The following is a 22,093-nucleotide window of genomic DNA, read 5'->3' as shown; positions in this document are numbered from 1 at the left end:
ACTACAACACAGTGATTTCCCATTTCCTTCACCTTCGGTGATGCCACCACAAACAAACACCTTTTCATGTTATCTCCTCCCTATCGCTACGTCGTTTTCGTGCATGTCGTGGTCGAAACTTAAATAGCATGATGAACTTGTCTTGGATTCCACGGAATATTTTGCTAACCAATGGAAAGGTATAGCCAGTCAGGTCAGAAATCTCTTGATAAGTATAGCCCATTAGTTTCAATTGAAGAACCTTAATATCCCGCTCATTGAGACCCATCTCAATATATGTACCTTGAAGATCAGACTCTACAAAGTCTCGATGTTCAAGTAGATGGTCAATATCGGTCTCGAATCCAGATGGCAAGATGGTAATTGGCGTAAGTCTAGGAAAGTCTTTAAGTCCCTTACGCACTGTGGCTCTGCCAATGGGTACAAGATGATCATGATTGACAAAATCAAGTATTGCACCCTTGATACAAACTACTAGATAGGGTGTAATATTGTTGTCTCTCAAGATTGGAGTATCTGTTCCGGCTGCCTCATAAATTCGATTTATGGATGCAACAAGTCCTTCCAATCCTGCTGAGAGACATTCCCCACTTCGATACCCAAACTGCAAAGTAGTTTGTCCTGCGAAGTGTGCAGTTAAGGGTATATGATGCAGAATCAATGGCTTCATAGCCGACTCATTATGCTCTCGCAATAGAGATGTCAATCGGTATAGTTCTTCTTCTGAGAGCATGTCAACATGTAAATATTTCTTGAGTTCTATCATCGTGCTAATTCCCAATTTGAGTTGATGTTAGGATTCAATTTGCATCTTGATTTGGCTACGACCTTACCTCCATTCTCTTTCATGAAGTCTTATATTCCCATCCAGAAACAATCTTAGTTCCTCGAATCACATACCACTTGTAGTCTGGATTGTTAATCATACCCAGTTTTCATCCTTATTGGGATCTAATTGATCACAGAGAAGCCTGTGTGCAAACACATCAACCTTATAATTCTCTGACTTGGTAAATGCAATCCAATCTGCATCTTCTTTGTATGCATACCCTCCGAGAATCTTGATTTCGCCATTGTGATTTCGCACTACATACCATTCAAATCTTGGGTTGTTCTTCATGATTTCCGAATCCTCCTTTGCATAATCAAATCAACCTCTATACTGTAGAATGCCCTACTAACCTAATATACACGCTAGCAAACGACATTTCCACCTATTTTGAAAATATATTTTTGGCTTGATTTGATTACTATTCCATCTTCCTAATCAGAAAAAACATAGTCAGGTTATCATATACATCTGACAGGGATTTCATAATCCCATTTGGATCAAGTACGTATGTACCATTCCAAGCCAATGCATGATTCCCTGTTACAAGAAGAGCATCTGTATTAGCCAATAGCTCATGTACATGTGTGTATGTTAATTTAATTGGAATCTGTGCACCCGTGTACGGTAGCGTAGGCGAGAGAAAGATTTCTTTGTAATAACAGATCATTGCCAATTTCATGCTATAGGCTATGTCAATCAATTCAAGAATATGGTAATTGCGATAACAGTGTGGCTCAGGAAGTTCAGGCCAAACTTTCTCATTACCCTTATTCCCGAGTCTCGCTTCTAGTTCCTCTACACTTAGGCCAAGAAGCATGGACATGGAATATACAAGACAATTGTGTTCACCGGCTTTCTGAATCAAGTGTTTCAATTTCTTTTTCTCCAATTAATTCTGATCGGCCATAAATAGAACCATCGAGATTCTTAATATATCGACAAGTATGTATCTCAGTTACCATAGTAACTTCCTTACTTAGTCGATCCTTGAAGAATCTTGAACCACAGACTAAGCATTCATAGACTTGGCGAATCATATTCCAAGCTTTTTCTTCAGTCTCTTGTATTCTTGCAAGTCTTCATTTCTTTCTCTCTTATTAAATACTTCTGTAAGACTATTATAGTAGATTGTGACATGCTCCCATAACTTATCAAGTGCCTCTTGCTCTTCTTTATTCTCTTTAAGATATTCAGCATCGATAGTAATAATACTAGTCTCACCGTGATCACTACATATTGATATTGCAATACTAATTGGATGCCATTTCTGAGGAATCATGCAAACCACCTCTCTAATTCCAGATCTCGGAATCTTGATGCTTCGGCAAAGGGTTATATAAATTCTTAGACAATCTCATCAAGACTCTGGTATCTTCAGCACTTTGTGAATAATTTACCAAAGTAGATATGCTGACTCTAAGAGATGGAAACTTTGGTTTCCTACATTTTTCACAAGGATGTGAATAATGATTCTTGCACCCTGGATGTGTACACTTGGTCATTTTATAAAACCCTTAAATGATTCATTCCATTTTTCTTCATCATCAAGTACAGCTAATACTGATTCATATATTTTATTATAGAGACTTGTACACATCTCTGGCTCCCTCTCCTTGATCTTTGACATAATTTTTTCAGTCAAGTGGCCTGCGTTTGTGTCGGGTGTATTCATATTGTCTTTAGCCTTCTGATTGACTCCTCAACAGTATTATATCTCATACCAGTCAAAGGAAGTTCGCTAAGAAGATGGAGTTCTAACGCCTTAGCAAGTTGAATATTGGTCAACTTACTAAGTCGTTGACTAATCTCAGCATCTCTGAGAAAGGATTGCATAATCCTCGAATCTCGTATCAGGTTTGCAATTTTAAGATTCTTTTTTGTCATTAGCCTTATCCAGTGTTCTTGGCGGCACAAGGTATGGGAATTTACTCGGCTGTGCTTGTAAATCTCGCAAATTAGTTGCAAGATTAAATGCAAGCAGACAGCTTTCAATATAAGCTGCTAACACATAGTCGGGTGTATTAGACTCATTCTCCTTGGAATACCTATTTAGGAGACTCGTCAGTTCCGCAGTGAATTGGTTCATCTTTCTTTTCCTTAGTATCCACCAGCTCCTGACCTTCCATCATCGATTCGGGAATCTCGATCCATTTGGTTGCTACTTCTTTCAAGTCACGTGAGATTCCACAAGCAAGTACCACGAATGTAATACCTCTATTCGTTGCCCACTTAACAACAGGTGTCAAGTCCGAGTCTGCACTGCCAAGGAAAATTGTATCGACACCGACACCTAAACAAATTTGCACAACATCCATTGCAATTCCAACATCCCAATCAGCCTTACGCTTAACTGAGAGTCCACCATCTGGTCCTTCAAATGTCTTAGGACACTTGTATTTTGCTTGGAATCCAAGATGCTCAAGAACAGAAATGAACTTCCTAGCTTCTTCCTTAATCTGAGCACCATAAGCGATTGCCTGGGAAACTTCGCCATATTCCTTAATAAAATCAAGATACGCCCGATAATTCAGTTTTGCCTTGTACTTTTGATTACAGCAATAGTACAAGTTACTAACATCCATGAACACGCCAATTCGCTTACTCATAAATCACCTCATAGGTTTCTTCAAACACATCAGGCTTGCATGGGTATATTTCACCTTTGATACCCTTAATGATCCAATCACCTGGCATTGCCCTCATTGATCCTTCTAATGTATATATTACAAGTGCTATTCGACCTTTGCACATTTTATCGAACCAAACTTCACCAGATTTAATAGCCTTGACAATCCATTCTGGATCTTCAGTCTGATTCTCGTCACCTGTCCACTGAAATGCCTCAACAACAACTGGTTTCTTTTTATATCTCATGATCTTTTATTCCAAAGTTCAGTTGCTTCGACGTCTGGATTGAAACCAGTATCTAGTCTGATTTTAACATGTGGCCCTTTGGCAGAGCATTTATAACAAACGATTCGGTACCCTGTTTCATAACCAATACCTCCGTCTAATTCTAAGTTCAATCCTAATTTACTCCCACAGAAGGGACAAGGTTTCTTTTCCATATTACCCTCTCATGATACTCAGATACCAGTACCAGTTATACTTGCTAAAGAGCTTCTTATACTCTTCCTCAGTAGCTGCAACAAGTACCCAGACACCTGAGCCATTTGCACAGATTTTGGGGAAATCAATTAACTGTGCTCCAGTGAATGAATAGGCCAATGGGTTCTTGACCTCTATCCAACGCTGCCCATAACTAGAGTGACATGCAAAGAGATCTGGGAATCCACTTTGATACATGTTACCATGTGTGGGCTTCACAAACCATCCACGCATCTGGAGAAAGGCAATGATTTCCCGTTGTATCTTATCCTCTGGACCAGACTTTGGTTTTGTGTAGAATGCTTTCATACCATTGGTTGTAAGCCTCCATTAAAATGAAGATAAATGTTCATTTCTCAGGTTCCTGTGACATTGTTCTTAGTTCTGCCATCATCAACAGGATCAGGGCTTTTCGGGGATTCTTCTCCGTTAGGAACTCGATAGCTCGTAGCCGCAGATACTCGGGTGTCGCAATTTTGAATACTTCCTTGAACACTGGGTCCGTCAGTGCCTCGTTTGTCAAGATTCTGAGAAACTTGTTCACTTCGGATTGCTTTTCGTAGGGTTGCAATTTCTTCATGTGTCACCAATCCTTTTCGAATCAGGAGTTCAGTTGCCAAGATACAGTCGCCCATAACCCTATAAAGTGTACCAATTTTTTCTTCATGAGCCTTAAGAGCCAATGAATGTAGGTTAGCTAGCTCTCTTGGTCCCTTTTTCAGTTGATTACCCATCGAATCTTGTCTCCTTCTTTTGTATACTTAATATTAGCCAGATCAAAGATTTCTGCAGTAGTATTGGGCAAGGTATCCAGTTTCTTACCAGTTAGTGCCCAAAGTAGACCAATGACCACTCCTTCGTTTCGATTGATATTGAATGAATTACAGCTTCCTGCAATATGTTCTACCCTGTTGATTATTGCCTCTTGTAGTTCTATCTTAGAAATCATGATTAGTTCCTATAGGTTCCTCGTCCTCGTCCTCGTCCTCGTCCTCGTCCTCGTCCTCGTCCTCGTCCTCGTCCTCGTCCTCGTCCTCGTCCTCGTCCAGCAATTCTTCCTCTTCTTTTTTCTTCTGTTTCCAGATTCTGGCAGATCTAGCAAGTTTTCTTGAGATGTCCACGTCGCATTTCCTTAAGAATCTGTGTTATAGCTTTTGGCTTAAAAAGATCCGGCCTAGTCAAACTCATTAGTGCCCTTTCCAGCAACTCAGCACGCTCCTTGATTAGTTTGACTTCTCTATGATCCTTAAAGTCGGTCTTGAAAGCATCATAAAACTTCCAGATGTCCTCTGACAATAGTTTCCTAATAGAGTACACTGCTAAATATTCATTTTCAAAAATAGCTTTTAGCCATTTTTCTCCTTCATCAACAACACTCTTAGGCAATCGATTCAATACTCTCTTATCTGGCAACTCAGGTCTATTGATATCGACTCGTTTACACATTTCCTCAATAATCAAGTACATACCCTCAAGTGTATGTTTCTTTTTTCTCATTTCTTTCTCTCCAATATGATTGCATTGATTAACGCTGGCACAGATAGTCTACACCAATTTGATATACCTAATTCTTTAGCAACCTCCTTTAGTTGTTGACTACTCATTTCCTCTAGTTCAATAACTGGATTCGTGTTCATCCAGTCTTTCACAAATAAAGCATCGCGGCATTCTAGGTCTTTTAAAAGATTCTCCTTGTCTTGTTCTGTTGAATAATTCCAGATTCTACGAAACTTTACTGTGTTCAATACTGTTAATAGGCTTCTTCGCTTATTTACTTCCTTTACTATAGTCTGCTTGACTAATTCTATTTGTCTGCCCATGTAGCATTACCTTCTTTCCACTCCATTTTCAGAAGAGGAATTATCGATTGGTTTTCTTTGATAAAATCATCTACAATCTTCTTAGTGCTGATAGTCTTGAGCCGAGGACACTGAATCTCATCATGTGAATTCATTGGTTGTACATACCAAGGATTAACACCCTTTGGCTGTACTTCCCAGATCTTACACTGAAGCCCCTTAGTAAGTTGTCCACCAGTACTTTGAATCACATGATTACCAGCAGCTCGCATATTAGCAGCCTGCAATGCAAATGCTGCTCCGAATAATGCTGATTGTAAAGCACCACAAGCTGTTTGAACACGATCACGGCGAATGACATTAATCTTAATCTTTTTCCATGTATCTGGCGGTTTCTCACCCAAATGAAATAATGTTTTGCAAATCAAGTTCTCAAGAGTAAAATAGCGTCTGAATCCTAGCATACTTTCAATATAGTCATGAGGCTCAGCCCAGATAACTTTAGAACCTATACCACCGGGCTGACGCATAGAACAAAACATGTCCATATAACGTTGGCGTTCCTTAGCAAAGACTTTATATCTAGTCAAAAGTCGATTGAATCCAGCCTCTGCTTGCTCTTTACTGATACCTACACGATTCATGAGTGTATGCACTTCACCCATATAAAACAAAGCAAATACCCCGTTCTTGGATTTTGTGTACAAATCACGTTCAGGTTCACTAGCACCCTTAGTAGCTAAGATAGCTTCGTATGTCTTGTCAAAGAAGAATGTACCAAATATTCCGTGAATCTTCTTTGTAACCTTGCCAGTAAACTCACACTCCTTGCAACCAATTCCCTTGCAATCAAAACAGGTATGAAGTTCAGTTATATCCTGATGTAACACTGGATCTTTGTATGCACCGTCTGTGATAGTTACTTCAAAACCATCAAAATCACCACCATCCAAAACGTAATCAGGGCTATCAGCCAAAGTAAAACATTTTCGTACACGTTTTGCTCTTTTAATTCCCTGTGGATTAAGTCCTCCGATTCCTGACATCCTGCTAGACAAAGTACCAATAACGTTATAACCAGCATGAAGGCGTTTAGCCACAATAAGTTTGTCATAGAGTTCTACTTCCTTTTTTGCGTGACGAGCATCGAGAATCTCGTTAGCCCTTATTGCTGCCTTATGTTGGATATCAGAATGAACAAGCCCTTCATCACATTTCTTACAACCAATGCCTTGACATTCATCGCAAACTGCATCGACAGTCCATTTACTGATTTTTTCAAGAACTGCGGATTTAGTCGATCTCTTACCACTATGGGTCAGTGCCAATTTCTCTGTCTCATCCATCACCTGTTCCATGTAAGAGATACATGCACGTGATGAATTAAAGTTAAACAGTTTACGTATTTTGACTGCACGAATCACCGCTTCTTTGCGCAAGTCTCTAACAGCTTGGATATTAACTGAGAATCCATGCCAACGACTCGCGCCTACCATGCAAGTTAGAATCGAGTCATTATCATCAAACTCAGGATCACCAAAGAAATGATAAAGACCCCTTGTATACTTCACATCATCAGATGCGTATATTCTTGCTTGTGTATTATATTCCCAATGACTTGCATGATACTTAATAATCTCGGGCCATTTACCACGCCAATTACTTGGACTCACAGGAAGAATGTAGCCTGTCTTTTTGTCGATTACGTCTGCAGTGGCATATGGAGCGTAACCAAACTCTAATGGATACAGTTTCTTAGGTACTTCAACATCAGTAAAGAGTAAGACTTCATCTTTCTCGAATCCAAGAGCATCCATAGCCAAAGCTTTTAGAGCACTACTTGGTGCAAACTTGAGGACAACATGCTTGAAACTTGGATCAACGTCTCCAAATTCATCCAAGATATCTACTACTTGCCAACGTTTCTTAGGATTCTCTTTCTTAGAGAAATAAATATCTTTAATAGGAATCCTTTTATCTAGTTCATCTGCTAAGATGAAGGCAAGAGGCGTGGGGACACGCTTAATCATGATATCTTTGCGACCCATTGTACTTTGATATGGCCCTTTACGGGCATAGCACATAAGGTCACAAACACTAGAAGGCTTTAGGCAAGGACCGAATCTGCCCTTCTCTTCCATTAGGGCATATTCGGTTATGTGTTCAATTGGAATCCAGTCCATGTCTGGAAACTGGATCAATGTAGTATACATCTGACAAATGTGAAACCAATCAAATTCGAGATTGAACCCAACAATCGGCTCTTGTAGGAATTTCTCGAAAAGGATTATTGTTTCACGAGCAGAAGCATACCAAGGCGAGTGTAATTGAATCTCCCCATCATCTCTTGCATATTGCACAAGAGTGATGGGGCTATGCAGTCCGCAGCATTCTGTATCGAAGAATATCATTATCACTTTCTTAAGATAGCAACCACGGCACTAACAGTAGCAATAATGGCAACAATTGATATAATCAAGTCAAAAGTTGATGAAGACTGGACTAAAACATTTGTAAATCTATGCCAAAGACCCATATGTAATAGAATATGCATATTAATCTACTTTCGCATAAGGGTCAAAATCATTTCTTCAAGGAACTTGATTCTCCAAACTAGACATGCGATAATAACAGGATAGACAAAGAAGACCATACAGAAGATTAATGTTTTCACCAAATTGCAAGGCCTACAACTACAAGACTCGAGATTCCAAGAAAGACACCGAACTTACCCCCGGTAGTCTTAAAGCTTATTGCTCCTAAGATGATTGCCAAAGGAGCAAAGATGATGGGCAACATAATCCAAGCAAGGATGCCCAGTGCTACTGATACCTTATCCATTAAAGGTTCCCCTCAAATTTGATTTGCTCAGTGGGTTTCGTATAATTCTTACCAAGCTTATCAGCTTCTTCCTTGATAGAGTCAAAGAACTCAAAGTCAGTGATTTCGCCACCAGCCCAAGCCAAGGCTCTTGAATGAAGACCAAGACCAATAGTATTATAGATATGATCCATCATTGCAAGAATATCACGCTTATTCCTAAGGCGTTTTGTATTTGGCAGTATCTTATTGGGATTAACAGTAATGTCTTTTAGGCCTTTTTCTTTACCCTCTTTGATGATTCTCACAGCATTCAAAGCTTGATCACGACCATTACCATGATTCCAATAACTATGGACTTCACGAATCTGAGGCTGTGAAAGAACACCAGCAGCTACTTCTTTTTGGATATCCTCAGGAAGGTCAAGAATCATCTTCCTAACTTGGCACCAACCGGAAGACATACCAATATGCGCAGCAATTTCATTGCGTGACAAACCCAATTGTACAAGTTTCTCAATAGCCTTAGCTTCTTGTACAAGATTCAGATTTGCTCTCTTCAGATTCTCACTGAGATTATAGTAACGTTCCTTTGACTCATCAGTAATGTCATCACGAATGATAACAAGAATCATTTCCTTCTTGATAACAACGTGTGCCATATGCCGACGGAATCCGGCAATGAGCTTGAACTCATAGGAGCCATTTTCCCCTGGCTTATATGGTCGCACAACAACAGGCTGAATCAATCCATTCTGTTCAATATCCTTAGCAAGATCAACAACATCAATAGGGGCAATCTTGCCTCGACAATTGAACTCAGGATCAGCAAAGACCAGAGCCATAGGAACTTCTTTTGTCAGATAACTTTGGACTAACATTATTGTTCTCCGTTTTCTTCACACCACATTGCGAATAAGTCCGAAATAGACAAATCTTTTTCTTCGATAAGTTTTAATTTGTCTTCTTCATTTTGCCACCTTTCATAATCCTCTTGGAATCTATGCATTAGTCATGTTTCTTCCTCTTGTTTTGATGCCATGAATTCAGTATACTGATCATACCAACCAAAATCATCTGTATCAAGATTATCTACTTCTTCTTGTTCTGTCTAAATGAGCCTTTTCTTTTTCTACCCATTCTTTAACTGTCATTGCATTGCCTCCAGTAGTTCACCCATACTCATCTTTTGTAGATCTTTTTTGAGTTTCAGATTATTAAGAACAAGTTGGTCTGTAGGCAAATGAATCAAGTCAATAATCCTCAGCCCTCGATTCAAATCCATACCTGCTCGATGCGGTCGATCTTCACTTTGCATACGGGCCTCACCTGAGAAATCATTGCTATAATAAAGCGCCACAGGAGATGCGGTAAGAGTAACGGCAATTCCACCAGCTTTAGGCTGCCCCACATAGGCCACCTTGGGGTATGTTTCGAGAAGCGTGTTATAGTCTTTATGCGAAGAGTCCATTGCATCAAATAATCTGGTAGGATCAATACTCTCGCCCGTACTTGATCTCCCCTCGTGTCCCCGTCCATCCACTCGGAGAGTTGCCCAGCCTTGTTCTCTGGCAATTTTACAAAGCCGATCAACGGTACCCGTGAATCCTCCCCAAACAATGAAACGACCAATATCTTCATATTCATCCAAGAGATCAATATAAATTTGATCTTTTGGGGAATCTACTTCTTTGATAGACCTAGCGTAAGTAGGCATGGACTTACTTCCTTTGCAGAGGGAGCAAGCCATGTTCTCGCCACTGACTGGATGTTTCTCAATTCCAGTAGCTTTGCATAGCGGACAGGGACCAGAGCCTGTTTGGGTTTCCTGATATTGGAATCCATCTGATAACTCCCGCAACAAGGTTAGAGTTTCGATAGCGCGACGACTAGTCTGTGTAATAAGCTTAGCCGTCCTAATGATACTTGGTGTAGACTTAACCTGTATGATTTCGTATCGTTTCTCGGGGAGTTCGAGACAGTCCTTCTTGAACTTAACAAGAACTAGTCCCTTCATTCGTTCATAAAGGTACTGTACTTCATTCTTTGATGATATGAACTCATGATCACTGATTATTTCATCTTGTGTTGCGGCCATAACAAGACTCATGGTATCCTTGCCATGCTGCTCTTTGAGTTTACCACACTTGGCACATTTCTTCTCATCATCGAGCCAAGCAACATGTTTCGCAAAGACTCCACCAGTAATCGAATTTTCTGCTTCCTCAGTTAAAGCTAAACGCCTACGGAGTTTGTTCACATCACCCTCTTTTAAATATCCTGGACAAGCAACTTCACATTGCCAATACCAATCAAGTGGTGATTTCGGAGCCGGTGTCCCAGTCATTAGAACAATATAACCCCGTTCCCCGTATTCCTCTCTGACAGCCTCTGCAAGTGCCATGGCCGCTTGACTACGCTGAGCAGTGGTTGTCTTGATTTTAGAGGATTCGTCGAAGATGACCATACGGGGAGCGGGGAAATCGTGCCAAGTTTTAAGAACCTTTATAAGTTCTTCATACGTAATCATCTTTGGCTTTACTCTGCATTCCCATTTAACTAACTCTCTCTGTACAGCAAAGACACCAGCTTTAGGTCCAATGTACCAACAATCCATTTCATCTTTCAAGCCTGCTTGTTCCATGACTTCAATAGCAGCCAAAGATTTACCTAATCCCATCTCCTCTGCAATGATACAATAATGCCTAGTCAGGATATGCTGAACTGTCTCATGCTGATAATCATACAATGGCCTATGTGTAATGATCTTATCTTTGGGCAAAGGTACATCGAATGGTGCATAGACATTTTCACCACAAAGATACTTGATTTGGAACCAGTTACGCTGGCTTGTCTTTATGCTCCAACATTTTTCAGGTTTTTCTTCATCATAACCATGATACTTAGACCCCTCCATATTCCTGATTTCGTCAATTAAACATTGAGCATAAGGAAATCGGAGTATGATTCGAGACTCTCCAATATCCATTCTAACTTTATATAGATATTTCCCAATTTTGAACTTGACTAACTGTTCCATCAAAATATCTCCTGTACAATTAAACAATCATCTTCAACCATACCTATGATTCCGATAACAGAACCAAGTCCAACTTTTGCTACTTTAGCTAATGCCTCATTATCTAAGACTAATGGATAGTATTCGGAACCACTGGAATGAATGATATATGTGTTGATACCATTCTTTGCATCACCACGTCTTCCCAAGAGTCCGATTATTGTTTCTTGATTATAAATGTTTCATCTCCAAGTTTCTCGCGGCCATAACCTGACCACATAAATCTTAAGCAAGATTGCTGGAAGTATAGATAAATCTTGCCATATAAGAGTCTTGTTCTAAATGGACTAGCTTCAGTCAACTTAGCATTGATGCTAACGAACCATTCATCAAGATTACCTGTGAGAATCAGAATGCCCAGTTCTGGTTCCTTAGTAGACCGAGTATACACAGAAAGTACACTGGTACCAATTAAGATGTCTTTCACAGCCGCATCTTCTACTTCGGCTAGGAAAGACATATTAATTAATTTCCTGACATACAAATCATTAGCTATGGAGTATTGGACTGATTGTTTTTGATTAAAAGCAATAAAGAGTGCTGCTGGATCTTTAATATCCACTCCATCAGAATCAAGTTGCTTGATACCATTATTACCAAAGAATTGGATAAACATTTTCCAATCAATGGTAGGAATAACTAAGGGAATTACATTCAAAATGACTTCCTCCGAATCCCGATACAGGCAATTATATTCCTGCTATCTATGTTCGGGATAACACACGCCTTGCAAACTTCGGGGATTACCCAGTGCACTAGGATTCCCGCTGCACATGCTACAAGGTTCACATGGAAACTATCTTAACGTGCGCGTTCGGTCTTAGCTGATTCCTCTGCTACTTCAATCTCACTCTCAGGAGGATTATTGAACTTCTCCAACTGAGCAGTCATCTTATCTGCATTCGGAGGATCAAGTGGCGTGCTGCAATTGTCCACGAGCGGAGTATACCACTCATACTTCTTGTTACTTGCCAGAATCGACCCAAGTGTAGCACCAAATCCAATACGATTCTTGAGTTTGGCTGCTTCACGTCGTGAGGACTTGCTACCCATAAAGAATGTAGCAAATTGCTTAGAAACCGGTACCCATACAAGAAACTCGGGACCATACATACACTGGCTATCCTTTTCGCCAGATTTATCCATAATCGCCTTAAAGGCTTGATCAGTAACTTCTCCTTCAACCACCTTGGGTCGGAAGAGACTAATAATCTGCTCACCACTCATATCCAATGCCTTGGGTCGGAAACCCAAGACAATGCAATCAACTGATTCGCCGAGGTCTACCATGTTTTGGCCATCAACCAAGGCATAGTGATTAATCGGGAACTTGCCCTTCTTGCATTCCTTACTAGTGGATGTCATAAGTTGCAAGCGTGAAAGCCAATCACCAGCTTTGGTAGATGCTGCAAAGATCTCATCTGATGGGAGCTGATTCGTGGGAATTGTCACAAGTGCAGTTTCATTACTCATGTTCTTACCTTTGCTTTCTTAGTGAAGCCCTATTCATGGCTTGAATGAAATCTACCATAGGCCTGGGCTACTCCCGACTCCGATTTAGCGACTTCGGTGTCCAGAGTCGTTTTAGTCTGGCTAGTTGACTTGTGATGAGCCTTTCGGCCTAGCCAGATAAATTACGGATTAAGACGCTCTTTGGCCTCAGCCGCCAACTTAGCCGCTTCAGCCTGCATCTTAGTGGCCTTCTCAGCCTTCTTCTTGGCCGCTTCAGTCTCACGCTTGGTCTTCGCAACTTCGGCCTCAGCCTTACGCTGATTCTCTTTGTCGACCTGAACCTGAACCGACTTCGGATCCATATGGAGAACCCACGAAATACCAAGAGTGAATCCATCCACGGGAGTCTTGACATCACATTCGCGACACAGAATCTTGCCAATCTCGCCCGAACTCATCTCATTCTTGATATCCCCGACCTTCTGCAAGAAAGCCACGGGCTGGAACACAGCCTCACCAGCATCCTTGCCCTTGCGCTTAGCATCACGGATTTCCTTCGCACGGGCATCTGCCTGCTCACTGAACTCCGGCGGCGGCAACGTGATTGCACGATCAAGCCAAGCAGCCTGTTCCTCAGGCGGGAGCTTAGCAAGAACGTAAGCATTGGTAAGCTTGATCTTACCATCATTGATCATCTTCTGAATCTCAGCATCCTTGATCTTGGTCAAGGAGAGCCGCTGACTCAACCACTCAAACGATTTCCCAAGCTTACCAGCCAGTTCAGCTTCAGTCATCATCGCATTCATCGACAACATGCGAAGCAACTGCTTCGTATAATCGATGGCGCGAGTCTCGACCTTGTGAACATTGGCCATCAACTGAGCTTCGAGGACATTGGCATCATCCATATCCAAGATGTTACAGTTGATTTCCGTGAGTCCAGCGTCCTTGGCTGCATTGAAGCGATGGAGACCATCAATCAGCTCATAGAACTTAGTGCCGGATTCCGAATCAACCTTCTCACGCACCGTAATCGCGCCAAAGAAACCCTTGCTACGAATCGACTCGACCAGTCCGAGATAATCTTCGTTCTCCTTATTGACACTCCGCAACGCCACCGGATTCTCATGAATCTTCCCAACTTCCAGAACCTTGAGGATACTCTTGCCAGCCATGATAATCTCCTTGCAATCAACTGATTTGTTAATCTTTTGACTTGATTGCATAATCAAAAGATTGGGAATCAAATCAACTTAATTTGACTCCATAGAACCTATACATAATATATAACGTATTATTACGTCATTTATCTACACTCTAAGAAAAAAAGTTCTGGCCTATTAGTATTTACTGGACGCGCGCGTGTAAGGAAAATAAATAATTTTATTTACTGTAGATAAATATATTACAACTATTACTTACTACTACTTTCAAAAGGTTAGTAGTAAAGATAAATGGTCCATGTAAATATGTATACTGGACTAAGAAAAAAGTAGTAACTATATTTCTGTAAATAGTAGATAATTACTGACATTATACGTTACATATAATGAGTATGTATTATACTATCTTGTTAAGTTGATTTGATTATCAAATCTTTGATCCTATCTATACCTGATTAGGCAACTATCTTGCCATTTTGATTCCTAGATAGGATTCTGATTATGCCCACTAAGTCCGAGGCCATTCAGCGATTCCTCATCGCTTCAACTTTCCCTGATTTGGCATCACTCTATTCAATCGATATGGAGTGCCAGGTCAATGTTGCCCAAGATGGTGGCACCCGTATAGATGGTGAATACAAGGGGCGTAATTGGCACGGGTATACAGATGGTGCTACTACTTGGAAATCTTTTCGTATACCCTATTCAGCTAATAAAGACCCAAGTTATGATGATTCTGAGATCACTTGGGAATTGCCCTCTCATGTTGAAGCGATAGGAATGACGGGTTGGGATTGGAAGAATCGAGTATCAAGATGGATTGGCTTTGATTTTGATTCGCTAGTTGAACATAAGGCTGGTTTGTCTACTGACGAACTTGACTTGATTAAAGAATCAGTCTGTAAAATTCCTTGGGTTACTGTTCGTAAATCTACATCTGGAAGTGGATTACATGTTTATGTCTTTTTAGACATTGATTCTGAAATCAATACTCACACAGAACATGCTGCCTTAGCTAGGGCAATTCTTGGTCAAATGTCAGCACTATCTGGTTATGATTTCCAAGTCAAAGTGGATGGCTGTGGTAGCATTCTTTGGGTTTGGCATCGTAAAATGAAGGGCACAGATGGCCTTAGGCTTATTAAACAAGGCGAAGTATTAACTGAAGTTCCGATTAACTGGAAAGACCATATTAAGGTTGTAACGGGTACTCGTCGTAAAAATCTTCCTAAAGTTATCGAAGATTCTGGTCATACAGATTTGTTTGACGTGCTTACGTCTCAACGTACACATATCCCTTTGGATGTTGATCATAAGAAATTGATTGACTGGTTAAAGGATAATGATTGTCTCTGGTGGTGGGATTCAGATAATCATCTTCTTGTAACACATACCACGCATCTCCAAGATGCTCATAAGGCTCTTGGTATGCGTGGTTTTTTCTCTACAATTAGTGTTGGTAAAGAAAAAGGGCAAGATCATAATGTCTTTCTTTATCCATTACGACTTGGAGCTTGGTCTGTACGCAGATTTACTTTAGGCGTACAAGAGCACCCTTCTTGGAATCAAGATAAAAATGGTTGGACCTATTGTTATTTGAATCAGGAACCCGATCTTAGTACGGCTGCTAAGGCTAAAGGTGGTCTTGAAGATCCAGCAGGTGGGTATATCTTTCGTGAAGCTGAAGTTGCTTTAGATGCAGCTAGCTTACTTGGGGTACATACCGATATCTCTCTAGCTTTACGTAATCGTAAAACTAAATTGAAAGAACATAAAGATGGCCGATTGATTATTGAGATCGATCATGATCCTCAAGATCGTGCTGATGAAATGCCTAGTTGGTTACCTAATAAAGGTAAATGGACTAAGATCTTTACTACTAATGCTGCGCCTCCAAATGAATCAGATTCAGTGAACTATGATGATTTGCTTAGACACTGTATCACAGAAACTTCAGAAGATTATGGTTGGGTAATCAATGTAAATAGTCAGTGGTGTGAAGAACCTTTGGTTCATGTAAAACTTGCAATGAAATCTTTGGGTTATAATGATAAGGAAGTAACAAGTATCCTTGGTGCTTCGATTTTCAAGTGTTGGAAACTAGTAAACAAGCCTTTTCAACTTGAATACCCTGGCGAACGTGAATGGAATAAGAAAGCAGCACAACTCAAGTATCGGCCTTCTACTGATACTGAGAACCTGACACATCCTACTTGGGATCTAGTATTAAATCATGTTGGAAATGGATTGAATGATGCTGTCAAACTAGATCCGTGGGCACGCTCTAATAATATTTTGACTGGAGCTGATTATCTTCGTTGCTGGATTCACAGCCTTATAACTGAACCCTTAGAACCTTTGCCTTACCTGTTTCTTTATAGTCAGCAACAAATGACAGGTAAATCAGTTTTTCATGAAGCTTTATCTATCCTTTTCACGCGTGGATATAAGAGAGCTGATGCGGCACTAACAAATCCTTCTGGTTTTAATGGTGAACTTGAAGGCGCCGTTCTCTGTGCTATTGAAGAAACTGATTTGCGTCGTAACAAGAATGCATATTCTCTGATTAAGGATTGGGTAACTGCAAGAGAAATACTGATTCATCGGAAGGGTGAAACACCCTATCATATGCGGAATTCAACACACTGGATTCAAACAGCAAATGATCATAACTTTTGTCCAATATTCCCAGGTGATACACGAATCACAATGATATATGTGTCACCTATTAATCCTCTAGACATGATTCAAAAGAAGAAACTTTTGATTATGCTAGAGAAAGAGATTCCTGATTTCCTGGCAAGTATTTTGACTATTGAACCCCCGACTCCCGGTGATCGTCTTAATATACCTGTTATTGCTACTGAAGAAAAGATAGCTGCTCAAGCTTCAAATATGTCGATGCTTGAGATTTTTGTTAATGAAAAATGCCAATTGATTAATGGCAAGAAACTCAAGATTTCTGATTTCTATGATAAGTTCATGGAATGGCTTGATCCAAGTGAAGTGCATAATTGGAGTAAAATACGGCTTGGACGTGAAATGCCTCTTAGTGTAATCAAAGGTCGAGATCACTCTAATGGTCAGTGGCATTATGGTAATATTACTTGGTCTGGCATGTCTGCACAGGCTGAATCCTTTAAGTATATACTTAAAGATGAATACCTTGAGGAACAGACATGATTCGAGAAGTTTTAGATAATTTAGTAGAGCGTGATAGACGTGTACTTTTACACGCCTTTGATACTGATTTGTCTCAGTATATTGAAACATCTAAGGATCGATTTGTGGGCGTGCACATTGATCCCAATAATAAGAAGTTCAAAATCACTGAGTCTGTTGGTGCTTGGTCTATTGGAGAATTGACCCATGAAATGTGATTACTGTGGTGCTGAGATGTTGGTTCCTGCCGGTTCTATTGAGCGAAAACGTGAAGGTAAGATTTTGCAACTTTGCGTAGGTTGCCTTTACAAACGACCCGGAATCAAAATGGCGTTAGTCCAATTAACTGAAACATATGAAAGGAAGGTAAGATGACTTCTGGAATGAAGTTTGATACTGGGAAAGTTGATTGGAGTCTATTGGAACCTCTGATCCCGATTCTCGAATCAACTGTCAAGGTTCTAATGCATGGTGAGAAGAAGTATGCACGAAACAACTGGCAGAGGGTGAAGCCAACTAGGCGTTATTATTCGGCTATGACTCGTCACCTTATTCAGAATAAATCAGAGTATTTGGACCGAGAGTCTGGATTACCTCACTGGGCACATGCTATGTGTGATGCATTGTTCATTGCGTGGCAAGAGGAGCAGAAATGGAAAAAGAAAAACAAACAAAAGAAGTAAAACCCTGTAAAGAAAAGGGTTGTACTAATGATGCCCTGGCTAATCAAGAGTATTGCCGTAAGCATCTAAATGACAAATGGTATGAAGAATACAAGAGCCGGGGTTACACAAATGGAAGATAAATTACAAGAATGGTGGAATGACAATGGAATAAGGTATACAAAACTATTCCTAAATTGTGGTAGTTGGCCAAATGTATCGGATATAACACAAATCAAAGGAGTAATGTTCATAGACAAGGAACAGTTCGAGTATGTAATATTAATGTCCCAAGTTGTGGCCTTCCGATTTATCTATGGCGAAGAGGCCCAAGCTTGGATATTAAACAAGATCAAAGAAACAGTCAATGAAATCAATTTTAAAACAGGACAAAACTAATGTCAAATGATCTATTAAATAGACTATTAGGTATGATGGAGGTACCCAAGAGTGAACAATTACGACCCCCATTTACATACCCTGGCAATAAGGTTAAATCAGCGAATATTATTCTGGAACATCTTCCCTATCGAGAGAAGTATATTGAGCCCTTTGGTGGCAGTGCCGCAATCTTGCTTGCTAGGCGTAAATCAAAACTCGAAGTCTATAATGACCTTAGTTCAGGACTCGTCGCATTTTATCGGTGTGTCCGAGATCAAGCTAAGCTAAATGAATTATGTGAACGTTTGCAATTAACTGTTGATTCTCGTGAAGAATTCTATTGGGCTAAAGATCGGATTGTAACTACACAAGACGAAGTTGAACGTGCAGCCTGTTGGTACTATACAAATACATACTCTGTTTCTACTCTTGGTAGAAACTTTGGAAGATCAGTTAATTCTGCAAGTCAAGCTGGTAGAATTCAACAACGTCTTCCATTATTCCAAGCAATACACGATAGGATTAGTAATGTTCAGATTGAAAATCAGCCTTATCAAGATTGCCTTCAAGATTATGATTCACTCGACGCAGTATTTTATATTGATCCTCCATATCTTGATGCCTATAAAGGTGTTTATAGGCACGAACTCTCAGTCCAAGAACATCGTAATCTAATTTCTCAAATCTTTAGCCTCAAGGGCTTTGCTGCTGTCTCAGGATTCTCGAATCCTCTTTATGATGAACAGCCTTGGGATCGAAAGTTCAGTTGGGAGACACGCAGCACTATGCAACCAATGGGTGAAGAGTTATCAGCAAATAAGAATACTGGTAATGTTAAGGGTGTTCTACAAGAGTGTCTATGGATTAAGGAGTGAAGAATCATGAAAGTTTTCTATCACGGTGATGCTGATGGTGAATGTGCTGCAGCAATATTGTATAATTTCAATCGTGCATGGGTTCTTTCCAAAGAAGATTTCATCGAGATGCAGTATGAGAAACCTGTACCCTTTGAAATCATTTCTAAGGATGAGGATGTCTATATTGTAGATTTCAGTTTTAATCAAACTGACTTTGAGAAACTGCAAACTATTACTAATAATATTGTTTGGATTGATCATCATGCCTCTTGTCTTAAATACCCTTATACAAAAGAATTTGGCAGATCTGATTGGTGTAATTTTCATGATAAAGGTCCTAGTGGCTGTGAACTTACTTGGATGTTCATGGAATATGGTAAATTTCCACCAAGTATTGTTGAAATGATTGGTGATTATGATTCTTGGAGACTACAGATTCCCAATTCTAGTGCCTTACATATCGGCTTAAAGTTGTATGATACACATCCTACTAGTAAGTTCTGGTCAAATATATTTAATGGGATTACTAACCTAGACGAAATTATCATCAAAGGGAATGCTTGCAATCAATATCGAGATGCTTACTGCAAAAATTTGATTAAGGACTTTGGGTTCAAGACTGAGATTCTTGGAATCAAAGCTTTTGCATGTAATCAATATAGATTTGGTTCTCAAGGATTTGGAGACCTTATGAACAAATATCAAGTCTGTATTGCTTTCATATTTAATGGAACGGAATATGTTTATAGCTTGTATTCTACTGACCCTAAGATCAACTGTGCAGAAATCTGTCAAAAGTTTGGTGGTGGTGGACATAAGGGTGCTGCTGGGTTTCATAGCAAAGAACTGGTTATCCTAAGGAGTGAAGAATCATGACACCTGAATCTGAAGCCAAAGAAGATCTTCTAACTAATGTGAATAAGCTTGATAGAGGCATATCATACTATCAACTTATTGCTACTACGTTAGTACGCGCAATGTATGAAGTCAAAAGGAATGATGAACAAGTTTCGTATGTTATTGATCCAGATACCCTTAGAGAAATGGATGTGGACCATATGACACGGGACTTTATTAAATTAATCAAACAGGAGGATTTACATGCAAAAGATAATTCAGTTTCTGTGGTTTGTTCAGAACCTAAAGAAGAAGTATCGGGACAGGGGACTTGATTTTCCTAAATGGCTCCAGATTCTCGATTCTCGAATCCCGATGCCTTATCTAAATGCCTGGCTAGACCTTGGTTTCTTTCAGATTAGGTCAGATATCTTTTGCAAACAGACTGAAGATAGAACATTGACATGGGTTGGATTCCGAGTCACATTCTTCTGGCGATATGGTTTCAATTTCAAGTTGTATACAGTTTAATTTAAAGGAAGTCAACATGACTGCTGAACAAGAACAAGAGATCAAAGAACAAAACGCAATAATCCATGTGCCAATCATCAGGACCATTAAAGCAACAAAACGACCCTGTCCTATTGATGCTAAACAAGTTTTTCTAAGTAAAGAGCACAATTGTATAAAGATCAAAGTAGAGGGGGAAGGCCCAATTTATATCAATATTGATGAACTCAAAGAAATAATCAGGAGTCTCGAAAATGAATGATTATGGTCCCTACTCACCTTTCAAAGCAGCACATATTAGACACTCTAAGAGAATGGAAGCTTTGCTACTTGGCAACTTACCTTCTCCCTCTCAGGTACAATTGATGATTACAAATAGGTGTAATCATAATTGCTCCTTTTGTGCCTATCGATCATCTAGATCGGATTCATCACAGACATTTAACAAACAGGATATGATTCCTACTGAACGATGCCTAAGTCTTTTACAAGAACTTAAAGATACTGGAACATCCGCTATTCAATATACCGGTGGCGGCGAGCCTACTACTCATCCAGAGTTCCATCTTATTCTTGCTAAGGCTCAAGAACTGGGTATGGCAACCGCTTTGGTAACTAACGGTAATCTCTTGCATGATTTGCCAAGCAAATTACTAATGGGTCTTTCTTGGATTCGAATCTCGATGGACGCAGGAACTCCCGAGACTTATAAGAAAATACGACATATAGACTCCTTTGAATTGGTGAAAGAAAACATTATTAAATTGGTAGATGCCAAGAACAGATTTGGTTATGGCCCGATTATTGGTATCGGATTTGTTGTGAATCCAGACAATTGGCAAGAGGTTCAAAAAGCTATCTACTTGGCTGCTGAACTTGGAGCTGATAACATACGAATTTCGGCTGCATTCTTCAAAGACTCAGCAGAAGAACATATGATTTATATGTCTAAAGCTAATGCACTGATTGAAGAGACTAATGTACCTATCAAGGTGTTTAATCTCTTTGGTTCGAGGATCGAGGACTTGATTCAGAAAGGTCCAGCATACAAGAAGTGTATGTATGCTAGACTTGTTCCTTTGATTGGTGCTGATCAGAACGTATATACTTGTTGTTGTCTAGCTTATAATTCTGCTGGGCTTATTGGTAGTATTTCAGATTGTTCCTTTGTGGATTTCTGGGCTACTACTGCCAAACGATTTTTTACTATGCATACAACTAAGAACTGTAATATCTGTATGTTTAACAACAAAAATGCATTCATTTCCTATATGATTGATTATGACTCTGAACACGTGGAGTTCATCTAATGTTCAAGATACCCATCACTGAAAACACAGTACTAGATTTAGGTTGCGGAGACAAGCGACTTAGTAAAATGTATCCACATAAGAAGGTGGTTACAGTTGATGCCTTCCCTGCATGTAACCC

Annotated in this window: 29 protein-coding genes; 9 read left to right on the top strand and 20 right to left on the bottom strand. The window is 39.9% G+C overall.

Annotated elements, in window-relative coordinates:
- Nucleotides 1-64 precede the first annotated feature (64 nt).
- The 20 genes from M0R80_13295 to M0R80_13200 all read right to left on the bottom strand — a co-directional run bounded on the left by M0R80_13295 (nt 65) and on the right by M0R80_13200 (nt 14,265).
- Nucleotides 65-766: a hypothetical protein gene (locus M0R80_13295; protein MCK9460608.1), complete on the bottom strand. Its 702-nt coding sequence runs from the start codon at nt 764-766 to the stop codon at nt 65-67.
- A 156-nt stretch (nt 767-922) separates the two neighbouring features.
- Complete coding sequence (locus M0R80_13290) at nt 923-1,120, bottom strand: hypothetical protein (GenBank protein MCK9460607.1); 198 nt, start codon at nt 1,118-1,120, stop codon at nt 923-925.
- 130 nt (nt 1,121-1,250) lie between these two features.
- A complete protein-coding gene (locus M0R80_13285; protein ID MCK9460606.1) occupies nt 1,251-1,721 on the bottom strand; it encodes a hypothetical protein in 471 nt (156 codons plus the stop codon).
- A 144-nt stretch (nt 1,722-1,865) separates the two neighbouring features.
- Nucleotides 1,866-2,111, bottom strand: coding sequence for a hypothetical protein (locus M0R80_13280; GenBank protein ID MCK9460605.1), 246 nt, complete (start codon nt 2,109-2,111; stop codon nt 1,866-1,868).
- 219 nt (nt 2,112-2,330) lie between these two features.
- The gene (locus M0R80_13275) at nt 2,331-2,504 is read right to left on the bottom strand and encodes a hypothetical protein (protein MCK9460604.1); all 174 of its coding nucleotides are present in this window, start codon (nt 2,502-2,504) and stop codon (nt 2,331-2,333) included.
- A 373-nt stretch (nt 2,505-2,877) separates the two neighbouring features.
- Nucleotides 2,878-3,438: an NYN domain-containing protein gene (locus tag M0R80_13270; GenBank protein MCK9460603.1), complete on the bottom strand. Its 561-nt coding sequence runs from the start codon at nt 3,436-3,438 to the stop codon at nt 2,878-2,880.
- Complete coding sequence (locus M0R80_13265; protein ID MCK9460602.1) at nt 3,431-3,706, bottom strand: hypothetical protein; 276 nt, start codon at nt 3,704-3,706, stop codon at nt 3,431-3,433. The genes M0R80_13270 and M0R80_13265 overlap by 8 nt, the downstream gene beginning before the upstream one ends.
- Before the next feature lie 195 nt (nt 3,707-3,901).
- A complete protein-coding gene (locus M0R80_13260; protein MCK9460601.1) occupies nt 3,902-4,249 on the bottom strand; it encodes a hypothetical protein in 348 nt (115 codons plus the stop codon).
- Between the two features lie 47 nt (nt 4,250-4,296).
- Complete coding sequence (locus tag M0R80_13255; protein MCK9460600.1) at nt 4,297-4,674, bottom strand: hypothetical protein; 378 nt, start codon at nt 4,672-4,674, stop codon at nt 4,297-4,299.
- On the bottom strand, nt 4,659-4,889 hold the full coding sequence (locus M0R80_13250) for a hypothetical protein (GenBank protein ID MCK9460599.1): 231 nt from the start codon (nt 4,887-4,889) through the stop codon (nt 4,659-4,661). Before M0R80_13250 ends, M0R80_13255 begins: the two co-directional genes overlap by 16 nt.
- Nucleotides 4,879-5,061: a hypothetical protein gene (locus M0R80_13245; protein MCK9460598.1), complete on the bottom strand. Its 183-nt coding sequence runs from the start codon at nt 5,059-5,061 to the stop codon at nt 4,879-4,881. Before M0R80_13245 ends, M0R80_13250 begins: the two co-directional genes overlap by 11 nt.
- On the bottom strand, nt 5,036-5,437 hold the full coding sequence (locus M0R80_13240) for a hypothetical protein (protein MCK9460597.1): 402 nt from the start codon (nt 5,435-5,437) through the stop codon (nt 5,036-5,038). Before M0R80_13240 ends, M0R80_13245 begins: the two co-directional genes overlap by 26 nt.
- Nucleotides 5,434-5,760 carry a Rho termination factor N-terminal domain-containing protein gene (locus M0R80_13235; protein MCK9460596.1) on the bottom strand — a complete coding sequence of 109 codons (327 nt, stop codon included), beginning with the start codon at nt 5,758-5,760 and terminating at the stop codon, nt 5,434-5,436. Before M0R80_13235 ends, M0R80_13240 begins: the two co-directional genes overlap by 4 nt.
- Nucleotides 5,745-8,150, bottom strand: coding sequence for a DNA polymerase (locus M0R80_13230; GenBank protein MCK9460595.1), 2,406 nt, complete (start codon nt 8,148-8,150; stop codon nt 5,745-5,747). The genes M0R80_13235 and M0R80_13230 overlap by 16 nt, the downstream gene beginning before the upstream one ends.
- 429 nt (nt 8,151-8,579) lie before the next feature.
- Nucleotides 8,580-9,440 carry a ParB/RepB/Spo0J family partition protein gene (locus M0R80_13225; protein ID MCK9460594.1) on the bottom strand — a complete coding sequence of 287 codons (861 nt, stop codon included), beginning with the start codon at nt 9,438-9,440 and terminating at the stop codon, nt 8,580-8,582.
- Nucleotides 9,441-9,709: 269 nt separating this feature from the next.
- On the bottom strand, nt 9,710-11,599 hold the full coding sequence (locus M0R80_13220; GenBank protein ID MCK9460593.1) for a hypothetical protein: 1,890 nt from the start codon (nt 11,597-11,599) through the stop codon (nt 9,710-9,712).
- Nucleotides 11,599-11,787: a hypothetical protein gene (locus M0R80_13215; protein ID MCK9460592.1), complete on the bottom strand. Its 189-nt coding sequence runs from the start codon at nt 11,785-11,787 to the stop codon at nt 11,599-11,601. The genes M0R80_13220 and M0R80_13215 overlap by 1 nt, the downstream gene beginning before the upstream one ends.
- Before the next feature lie 8 nt (nt 11,788-11,795).
- Nucleotides 11,796-12,296 carry a hypothetical protein gene (locus M0R80_13210; GenBank protein MCK9460591.1) on the bottom strand — a complete coding sequence of 167 codons (501 nt, stop codon included), beginning with the start codon at nt 12,294-12,296 and terminating at the stop codon, nt 11,796-11,798.
- Between the two features lie 143 nt (nt 12,297-12,439).
- Nucleotides 12,440-13,111, bottom strand: coding sequence for a hypothetical protein (locus M0R80_13205; GenBank protein ID MCK9460590.1), 672 nt, complete (start codon nt 13,109-13,111; stop codon nt 12,440-12,442).
- A 161-nt stretch (nt 13,112-13,272) separates the two neighbouring features.
- Nucleotides 13,273-14,265 carry a ParB/RepB/Spo0J family partition protein gene (locus tag M0R80_13200; protein ID MCK9460589.1) on the bottom strand — a complete coding sequence of 331 codons (993 nt, stop codon included), beginning with the start codon at nt 14,263-14,265 and terminating at the stop codon, nt 13,273-13,275.
- A 489-nt stretch (nt 14,266-14,754) separates the two neighbouring features.
- Here M0R80_13200 and M0R80_13195 point away from each other — a divergent pair, with 489 nt between their 5' ends.
- The 9 genes from M0R80_13195 to M0R80_13155 all read left to right on the top strand — a co-directional run bounded on the left by M0R80_13195 (nt 14,755) and on the right by M0R80_13155 (nt 21,972).
- A complete protein-coding gene (locus tag M0R80_13195; GenBank protein ID MCK9460588.1) occupies nt 14,755-17,436 on the top strand; it encodes a DUF5906 domain-containing protein in 2,682 nt (893 codons plus the stop codon).
- Nucleotides 17,433-17,633 carry a hypothetical protein gene (locus M0R80_13190; protein MCK9460587.1) on the top strand — a complete coding sequence of 67 codons (201 nt, stop codon included), beginning with the start codon at nt 17,433-17,435 and terminating at the stop codon, nt 17,631-17,633. Before M0R80_13195 ends, M0R80_13190 begins: the two co-directional genes overlap by 4 nt.
- A 434-nt stretch (nt 17,634-18,067) precedes the next feature.
- Nucleotides 18,068-18,220, top strand: coding sequence for a hypothetical protein (locus tag M0R80_13185; protein MCK9460586.1), 153 nt, complete (start codon nt 18,068-18,070; stop codon nt 18,218-18,220).
- A complete protein-coding gene (locus M0R80_13180; GenBank protein MCK9460585.1) occupies nt 18,210-18,476 on the top strand; it encodes a hypothetical protein in 267 nt (88 codons plus the stop codon). Before M0R80_13185 ends, M0R80_13180 begins: the two co-directional genes overlap by 11 nt.
- Nucleotides 18,476-19,333: a DNA adenine methylase gene (locus tag M0R80_13175; protein ID MCK9460584.1), complete on the top strand. Its 858-nt coding sequence runs from the start codon at nt 18,476-18,478 to the stop codon at nt 19,331-19,333. The genes M0R80_13180 and M0R80_13175 overlap by 1 nt, the downstream gene beginning before the upstream one ends.
- 6 nt (nt 19,334-19,339) lie before the next feature.
- The gene (locus tag M0R80_13170; protein ID MCK9460583.1) at nt 19,340-20,191 is read left to right on the top strand and encodes a hypothetical protein; all 852 of its coding nucleotides are present in this window, start codon (nt 19,340-19,342) and stop codon (nt 20,189-20,191) included.
- Nucleotides 20,188-20,487 carry a hypothetical protein gene (locus M0R80_13165; protein MCK9460582.1) on the top strand — a complete coding sequence of 100 codons (300 nt, stop codon included), beginning with the start codon at nt 20,188-20,190 and terminating at the stop codon, nt 20,485-20,487. The genes M0R80_13170 and M0R80_13165 overlap by 4 nt, the downstream gene beginning before the upstream one ends.
- Nucleotides 20,488-20,699: 212 nt before the next feature.
- Nucleotides 20,700-20,924 carry a hypothetical protein gene (locus tag M0R80_13160; protein ID MCK9460581.1) on the top strand — a complete coding sequence of 75 codons (225 nt, stop codon included), beginning with the start codon at nt 20,700-20,702 and terminating at the stop codon, nt 20,922-20,924.
- Nucleotides 20,917-21,972 (top strand): radical SAM protein, encoded by a 1,056-nt coding sequence (locus tag M0R80_13155; protein MCK9460580.1) that lies wholly within the window; start codon nt 20,917-20,919, stop codon nt 21,970-21,972. The genes M0R80_13160 and M0R80_13155 overlap by 8 nt, the downstream gene beginning before the upstream one ends.
- The last annotated feature ends 121 nt before the right edge of the window (nt 21,973-22,093 follow it).

Source organism: Pseudomonadota bacterium, from assembly GCA_023229365.1.
Lineage (GTDB): Bacteria > Myxococcota_A > Polyangia > JAAYKL01 > JAAYKL01 > JALNZK01.
Note: the sequence above shows the minus strand (reverse complement) of the source record. Positions and strands in the feature narration are given on the sequence as shown.

What these genes read in the sequence shown, in the direction of transcription:
- M0R80_13165 (MCK9460582.1), top strand. Translation starts at nt 20,188, where the DNA reads ATGACACCTGAATCTGAAGCCAAAGAAGATCTTCTAACTAATGTGAAT.
- M0R80_13280 (MCK9460605.1), bottom strand. Translation starts at nt 2,111, where the DNA reads ATGATTCCTCAGAAATGGCATCCAATTAGTATTGCAATATCAATATGT.
- M0R80_13240 (MCK9460597.1), bottom strand. Translation starts at nt 5,437, where the DNA reads ATGAGAAAAAAGAAACATACACTTGAGGGTATGTACTTGATTATTGAG.
- M0R80_13195 (MCK9460588.1), top strand. Translation starts at nt 14,755, where the DNA reads ATGCCCACTAAGTCCGAGGCCATTCAGCGATTCCTCATCGCTTCAACT.
- M0R80_13235 (MCK9460596.1), bottom strand. Translation starts at nt 5,760, where the DNA reads ATGGGCAGACAAATAGAATTAGTCAAGCAGACTATAGTAAAGGAAGTA.
- M0R80_13170 (MCK9460583.1), top strand. Translation starts at nt 19,340, where the DNA reads ATGAAAGTTTTCTATCACGGTGATGCTGATGGTGAATGTGCTGCAGCA.
- M0R80_13190 (MCK9460587.1), top strand. Translation starts at nt 17,433, where the DNA reads ATGATTCGAGAAGTTTTAGATAATTTAGTAGAGCGTGATAGACGTGTA.
- M0R80_13230 (MCK9460595.1), bottom strand. Translation starts at nt 8,150, where the DNA reads ATGATATTCTTCGATACAGAATGCTGCGGACTGCATAGCCCCATCACT.
- M0R80_13255 (MCK9460600.1), bottom strand. Translation starts at nt 4,674, where the DNA reads ATGGGTAATCAACTGAAAAAGGGACCAAGAGAGCTAGCTAACCTACAT.
- M0R80_13290 (MCK9460607.1), bottom strand. Translation starts at nt 1,120, where the DNA reads ATGAAGAACAACCCAAGATTTGAATGGTATGTAGTGCGAAATCACAAT.
- M0R80_13270 (MCK9460603.1), bottom strand. Translation starts at nt 3,438, where the DNA reads ATGAGTAAGCGAATTGGCGTGTTCATGGATGTTAGTAACTTGTACTAT.
- M0R80_13225 (MCK9460594.1), bottom strand. Translation starts at nt 9,440, where the DNA reads ATGTTAGTCCAAAGTTATCTGACAAAAGAAGTTCCTATGGCTCTGGTC.
- M0R80_13265 (MCK9460602.1), bottom strand. Translation starts at nt 3,706, where the DNA reads ATGAGATATAAAAAGAAACCAGTTGTTGTTGAGGCATTTCAGTGGACA.
- M0R80_13260 (MCK9460601.1), bottom strand. Translation starts at nt 4,249, where the DNA reads ATGAAAGCATTCTACACAAAACCAAAGTCTGGTCCAGAGGATAAGATA.
- M0R80_13185 (MCK9460586.1), top strand. Translation starts at nt 18,068, where the DNA reads ATGGAAAAAGAAAAACAAACAAAAGAAGTAAAACCCTGTAAAGAAAAG.
- M0R80_13250 (MCK9460599.1), bottom strand. Translation starts at nt 4,889, where the DNA reads ATGATTTCTAAGATAGAACTACAAGAGGCAATAATCAACAGGGTAGAA.
- M0R80_13160 (MCK9460581.1), top strand. Translation starts at nt 20,700, where the DNA reads ATGACTGCTGAACAAGAACAAGAGATCAAAGAACAAAACGCAATAATC.
- M0R80_13295 (MCK9460608.1), bottom strand. Translation starts at nt 766, where the DNA reads ATGATAGAACTCAAGAAATATTTACATGTTGACATGCTCTCAGAAGAA.
- M0R80_13180 (MCK9460585.1), top strand. Translation starts at nt 18,210, where the DNA reads ATGGAAGATAAATTACAAGAATGGTGGAATGACAATGGAATAAGGTAT.
- M0R80_13155 (MCK9460580.1), top strand. Translation starts at nt 20,917, where the DNA reads ATGAATGATTATGGTCCCTACTCACCTTTCAAAGCAGCACATATTAGA.
- M0R80_13275 (MCK9460604.1), bottom strand. Translation starts at nt 2,504, where the DNA reads ATGAATACACCCGACACAAACGCAGGCCACTTGACTGAAAAAATTATG.
- M0R80_13200 (MCK9460589.1), bottom strand. Translation starts at nt 14,265, where the DNA reads ATGGCTGGCAAGAGTATCCTCAAGGTTCTGGAAGTTGGGAAGATTCAT.
- M0R80_13205 (MCK9460590.1), bottom strand. Translation starts at nt 13,111, where the DNA reads ATGAGTAATGAAACTGCACTTGTGACAATTCCCACGAATCAGCTCCCA.
- M0R80_13220 (MCK9460593.1), bottom strand. Translation starts at nt 11,599, where the DNA reads ATGGAACAGTTAGTCAAGTTCAAAATTGGGAAATATCTATATAAAGTT.
- M0R80_13175 (MCK9460584.1), top strand. Translation starts at nt 18,476, where the DNA reads ATGTCAAATGATCTATTAAATAGACTATTAGGTATGATGGAGGTACCC.